The organism is Microcystis sp. M53603_WE2 (genome assembly GCF_030065435.1).
The window spans coordinates 1-5,996 of the sequence record NZ_JASJFF010000197.1; the positions used below are offsets into that span (position 1 = coordinate 1).

Annotated in this window: 6 protein-coding genes and 1 tRNA gene; 6 read left to right on the forward strand and 1 reads right to left on the reverse strand. The window is 46.0% G+C overall.

The window, feature by feature from the left end:
- Positions 1–60: 60 nt before the first annotated feature.
- From PX481_RS04205 to PX481_RS04230, 6 genes are all read left to right on the forward strand, one after another.
- Positions 61–633, forward strand: a complete 573-nt coding sequence (locus tag PX481_RS04205; RefSeq protein ID WP_288023666.1) for a TetR/AcrR family transcriptional regulator — start codon at positions 61–63, stop codon at positions 631–633.
- 31 nt (positions 634–664) lie between these two features.
- The gene (locus tag PX481_RS04210) at positions 665–1,948 is read left to right on the forward strand and encodes an ABC exporter membrane fusion protein (RefSeq protein ID WP_288093761.1); all 1,284 of its coding nucleotides are present in this window, start codon (positions 665–667) and stop codon (positions 1,946–1,948) included.
- Positions 1,949–1,955: 7 nt separating this feature from the next.
- Positions 1,956–3,128: an ABC transporter permease DevC gene (gene devC, locus PX481_RS04215; protein WP_288093763.1), complete on the forward strand. Its 1,173-nt coding sequence runs from the start codon at positions 1,956–1,958 to the stop codon at positions 3,126–3,128.
- An 18-nt stretch (positions 3,129–3,146) separates the two neighbouring features.
- Complete coding sequence (locus tag PX481_RS04220; RefSeq protein ID WP_288093764.1) at positions 3,147–3,866, forward strand: DevA family ABC transporter ATP-binding protein; 720 nt, start codon at positions 3,147–3,149, stop codon at positions 3,864–3,866.
- Positions 3,867–3,927: 61 nt separating this feature from the next.
- A tRNA-Ser gene (locus PX481_RS04225) sits at positions 3,928–4,019 on the forward strand.
- 19 nt (positions 4,020–4,038) lie between these two features.
- Positions 4,039–4,845, forward strand: coding sequence for a radical SAM protein (locus PX481_RS04230; RefSeq protein WP_288093765.1), 807 nt, complete (start codon positions 4,039–4,041; stop codon positions 4,843–4,845).
- Here the strand turns inward: PX481_RS04230 and PX481_RS04235 are convergent.
- Positions 4,842–5,996: penicillin-binding transpeptidase domain-containing protein (locus PX481_RS04235; RefSeq protein ID WP_288093766.1), on the reverse strand; the 1,155-nt coding region annotated here is incomplete at its 5' end. The two genes, PX481_RS04230 and PX481_RS04235, sit on opposite strands and share 4 nt — an antisense overlap.

A 5,996-nucleotide genomic window follows, 5' to 3' on the forward strand; every position in this document is an offset into this window, starting at 1 on the left:
CGATTTCCCCATCTATAGTAATGTTAAGCTAAAATATAACGAACGTTCGATATTAAATTTATGCCCAAGATAGTAGATGTAGAACAATACCGGAAAGAACTTCTCTTAAAAAGTGCCGAACTCTTCGCCGAGAAAGGCTATGCTAACATGACGACGAGAGAATTAGCGCAAGGATTAGGAGTGTCCACGGGAACGCTATACCACTACTTTCCCAGTAAAGCGGCACTTTTCGAGCAATTAGTCGAGGAGATGTGCCGAGAGGATGTTTTATTAGCTAAAGCCGAGATTGATCGAGGAAAAACCCTGACAGAAAAGCTAAAAATTCTCGGCAAATTTATGACTAATCGCGAGGATTACTGCATCAAACAATTATTCTTATGGATTGATTATTCTCAATACCAAGGACGAGAAGAACTGAGTCGTAGTCAACTTTTTGAGCGCGTTGATCGCCGCTATCATCAGGCAGTAATCGAGATTTTAGGTATTAGCGATCCGAGTGTAGCTTGGTTAGTTGTCAGCGTTATTAATGGACTGATATTAGAGCGCCTGTGGTGCAATGAACAGATTGCGATCGATGAACAAATGGAATTATTAGGTAAAATTATTACTACTTATTTGCAGAAAAACTGTTAACCCCCAACAATCACTTATTAACTAAAAAATTATGAACGGTAAAACTTTTGTAAAACCAAATCAAAAGTTAATGATCGGGTTAATAGTATTAGGCACAGGATTATTAGGAATAACCACCTTTTATAGTCTTTCCCAATTCGCCAGCAAACCCGAAACCAAAACCCCTGTAATTGCGTCGCCCGTACCGCAAAAAATCACCGCTTTAGGCAGAATTGAACCGAGGACAGAAATTATCAGCATATCTGCCCCGATGTTGCTTGATTCCGATCGAGTCATGCAATTATTAGTCGATGAAGGAGATAGCGTCAAAACGGGACAAATAATCGCCATTCTCGAAAGTCAGGAAAGATTAGAGGATAACCTGCGACAGGCACAAGAACAGGTGAAAGTAGCCGCAGCCAAACTAGAACAGGTGAAAGCTGGGGCAAAAGTCGGTGAAATCGATGCTAATGCCGCTAACGTGCGAAAAATCGAGGCACAATGGGTAGGGGATCAAGCAACCCAACGGACAACTATCCAAAGATTAACAGCGCAATTAGAAGGGGATAGGGCTGCCCAAAAAGCGACAATTGGCAAATTAGAAGCAGAATATCGCAATGCCAAAGCTGAATTTGATCGCTACGAAAAACTCTATCAAGAAGGGGCAATTTCCGCCTCTAGTTTTGATAGTAAAAGACTAAATTTAGAAACCAGTAATCAACAACTCACAGAAGCAAAAGTTACCCTAGAGAGGATTGAACGCACTGGTAAACAAGAGATAGAAGAAGCCAAGACTACCCTAGCCCGGATTGAATCCACTGGTCAACAGCAGATCAAAGAGGCCAGATCCACTTTAAATCAAGTCTCAGAAGTGCGGGGAGTCGATGTGCAGGCAGCCCAAGCGGAGGTAAATGCTGCCCTAGTTGCCGTTAAAAAAGCTCAAACCGAGTTAAATCAGGCTTATATTCGATCGCCAATTACCGGCAAAGTGATTAAAGTCAATACCCGTATCGGGGAACAAATCAGCGATCAAGGAATTGTTGACCTTGCTGAAACCGAGCGCATGGAAGTAATTGCCGAAATCTATCAAAGCGATATCGGGAAAATTCGCAAGGGACAAACTGCCACGATTACCGGATCGGCGTTTAAGGGCGAAGTTAGCGGAAAAGTGCGCTTAATTGCCTTAAAAGTTGACCAACAAAATATCTTCAGCAATCAACCGGGAGAAAACTTCGATCGCAAAGTGATCTCTGTCCGCATTGCCTTAGATCGCGAAAACAGTGAAAAAGTGGCAGGTTTAACCAATTCCCAAGTAACTGTAACTATCAATGAGTAGGTTTTCCATGAAACTAACCCATCTATTCAAAAAAACGCCCCTATCTTGGTTACAGGTGACGCGAGAGAAAACCCGTTTGATTGTAGCTATTGCCGGGATTGCCTTTGCTGACTTCTTAATCTTCACGCAGTTGGGGTTTCGGGATGCCTTATTTGATGCTTCCGTTAAACCCCATTATGTCCTCGATGCGGATTTAGTCCTGATTAATCCCCAATTCGACACCCTCTTTGCGGTGAAAAGTTTCTCACGCGATCGCTTGTACCAAGCTAAAAGAGTCGAGGGTATTCAATCTATAGCCTCAGTTTATATTGCTTCTGCCCAGTGGCGCAATCCCGAAACTGCCCTAGAAAGAACTACTTTAGTCTTTGGTTTTGATCCCAGTCAACGGGTTTTTACTCTCCCGGAAGTTAATCAAAAATCCAGTGATCTGAAGATGTTAAATCGCGTCTTGTACGATCAAGCTGGTAGGCCAGAATTCGGTCCAATTGCCGATTTACTCCAGAAAAACCCCGATTTGAGAGTTCAGTTAAATAAAAAAGAGGTACAGGTAGCGGGAATTTTTACCCTTGGTGCCTCCTTTGCTGCCGATGGTAACGTCATTAGCAGTGATTCTACCTTTTTAAGGCTCTTTCCCGAACGCCAACCCCACGAAATCGATCTAGGACTGGTGAAACTGCAACCGGGGGCAAATATAGAGGCAGTAAAAGCCAATTTACAGGCACTTCTACCTAAAAATGAAGTAATAGTCCTTACTTTAAAAGAATTTGCTGAAAGGGAAAAAACCTATTGGGCAAATGGTACAGCCATTGGTTTTATCTTTGGTTTAGGTACAGTAGTGGGTTTTATCGTCGGTATCGTCATTGTCTATCAAATTCTCTATTCCGATGTCACCGATCACTTACCCGAATACGCTACCCTAAAAGCTATGGGTTACGGTGATTGGTATTTAGTCGGGGTTTTGATGCAAGAGGCTTTATTACTAGCGGTTTTGGGGTATATACCAGGGTTTATCGTTTCTCTCGGTGTTTATCATCTCGCTTCCTCCGCTACACTTTTACCGATAGTGATGACTACCGCTAGGGCGATCGAAGTTTTAATCCTGACAATTATTATGTGTATTGCCTCTGGAATTGTCGCTATGGGCAAATTAAGGACAGCAGATCCAGCCGATATTTTCTAAGCTATCAAGGGTGAAATAATGCCGATTTTTCAAAAAGAGCGAGAATTAGGGGATTTTAGCCCTAATGAACCCGTAATTGCCATTAAAGGCTTAAATCACTATTTTGGTACGGGGGAATTAAGAAAACAGGTTTTATACGATATCGATCTGGAAATTAAAGCGGGGGAAGTAGTGATTATGACTGGTCCTTCGGGATCGGGGAAAACCACTTTATTGAGTTTAATGGGAGGTTTGCGATCGGCACAAGCGGGCAGTTTAAAAATTCTCGGCCAAGAAATGTTAGGAATTAGTAAGGGCAAAATGCTGAAAATTCGCCGACAAATTGGCTATATTTTTCAGTCACATAATTTACTAAAATTCCTCACAGCGAAACAAAACGTAAGGATGTCTTTGGAACTGCACGAGGAGTTTTTAGAACAAGATCTCGATCAAAAAGCGGCGGCAATTCTAGAGTCAGTGGGTTTAGGCAACCGCGTTGATTATTATCCCCACGATCTATCAGGGGGACAAAAACAACGGGTTGCGATCGCTCGCGCCCTCGTCAGTCATCCCAAATTAGTCCTCGCCGATGAACCGACCGCGGCCTTAGATAAACAATCCGGGCGGGATGTGGTGGAAATCATGCAGAAATTGGCAAAAGAACAAGGTTGCACGATTTTACTTGTCACCCACGATAACCGGATTCTCGACATCGCTGATCGCATTGTCAATATGGAGGATGGTCGTTTAGGCGATTAACTGCCCAAAAATTACTTGCCAAAAATCGGCCTTTTATGTTAGACTAAAATAATGTCATCTTGGAGAGGTGGCAGAGTGGTCGAATGCGGCAGATTGCTAATCTGTTGTACGAATCGTAAGACCGTACCGAGGGTTCGAATCCCTCCCTCTCCGTATTTTTTGGGTAGGTTCGATGACTGCTCCCCAGGATTACTTCTGCTCCGTATATGGCCCGGTTGCCTCTTGGCGTTTCGGCAGTTCCTTGGGCATCGATCCGATCGGTTTAGTTTCCACCTGTTCCTTTAACTGTGCCTACTGTCAGTTAGGAGAAATTGAGCAAAAAACCGAGCAGCGAAGAATTTTTATCACTAGCGAACAAATTAGCAGGGATTTAAGTGCCTTTGCTCCTTGGGACGTGGATATAGTCACTCTTAGTGGTAGCGGGGAACCCACCCTCGCCCTCAATTTAGGGGAAATACTGGCCACCGTCAAGGAAATGACCAGACGGCCGGTGGCAGTCTTAACCAATAGTACCCTCTTGGGAGATGCCCGAGTGCGTCAAGACTTGAGCAAAGCTGATATCGTCGCCGCTAAAATCGATGCTGTTTCCGAGGCCCAATGGCGACGGGTTAACCGTCCGGTCCCCGGTCTGGATTGGCAGGAGCTTTGGTGGGGATTAAGACAATTTCGCCAAGAATGGTCGGGAAAACTAGCAATTCAAACCATGGTGCTGGCCTCTTGGTCGCCCCAAGAGCAAGACCAGTATATCGATTTGATGCAACAGCTACAACCGGATGAAATTCAACTTAACACCCCGACCCGTCCCCGGGCAAGACAAAGACAATTAGAAACCCGTGGTAATAATCCCCTCAGCGCGGGCGACGGAATGCAAATTCTCAAACCCGTAAACGCTGAAATATTGGCGATTTGGGCGGAAAAAATCGCCACGGCGACGGGAATTACCGTGCGCTGTGTGCCGCTTACCGCCACAGGTCTCTAAGGCTTCGGCCGGGGTTTTTCTTCTTTGGGTTTGACATTAAAATAAGCCTCCATTACCTGACGTACCATAGGTGCGGCCACTTTACCACCACCACCGCCGGAATGTTCCGCAAAGGCGACCACGACAATTTCGGGCTTATCAAAAGGTTTACCCTGAGCTACGTCGAAGGGGGCGAAAGCTCCAAACCAAGCGTGGGACTTGCCTGGAGGTGCTTCTGCTGTGCCGCTTTTGCCCGCTACAGGCGGTAAAGCGGGGTCTGATAGGGCCCGACCGGTTCCTTCCGCTACCACGGCTCTCAGGGACTTTCTCAGGGTGTCTAGGGTGCTAGGTTTCATGTTCAAAGACTTGCGCCATTCCTTAACATCCCGGGCATCCTGTAAAAGGTGCGGTTTCACCAAAAAACCACCGTTAGCGGGGACAGCAAACATCACAGCTACCTGTAGGGGAGTCGCTAGGGTAAATCCTTGACCGATCGACATATTAATCGTATCCCCTACAGACCAATCCCAGTTTTTAAAATTACGCAGTTTCCAACCGCGATCGGCAATTAACCCCGGAGTTTCTTCCGCTAATTCTATCCCGGTTTTCTGACCGAAACCGTAGCGCCGAGCCGTGGCAATTAAAGCCGGTCCCCCCACCCCGCGACCAATTTGACCGTGAAAAGTGTTACTACTCATGGCCATGGCCCGGACAAAACCCATCGGACCAAAACCGGCGTGATTCCATTCTCCAAAAGCTGTCCCCCCCACATAAAGGGCGGCAAAGGTATTTAAGACCGTATTGGGGGGAAATTTCCCCGATTCCATGCCAGCAGTGGCAGTGACGACCTTAAAGGTGGAAGCGGGGGGGAATCCTTGGAGAGCGCGGTTAACAAACGGGTTGCCCTCCGCTTGCAGTTTTTTCCAAGTGGCGGTGGTAATTGGGGCCGAGAAAACATTAGGATCAAAACTAGGATAACTGACCATGGCCCGCACGGAACCATCCCGGGGATCGATCGCCACGATCGCACCTTTGCGTTTTCCTAAAGCGGCCTCGGCGGCTTTTTGGAGTTTTAAATCTAGTGTCAGGGTGACATCTTGCCCCGGTTTAGCAATTTTTTGGCCGAGAATTTGGATTACTTGTCCCGATCCGTTGACCTCTAACTGCATTCC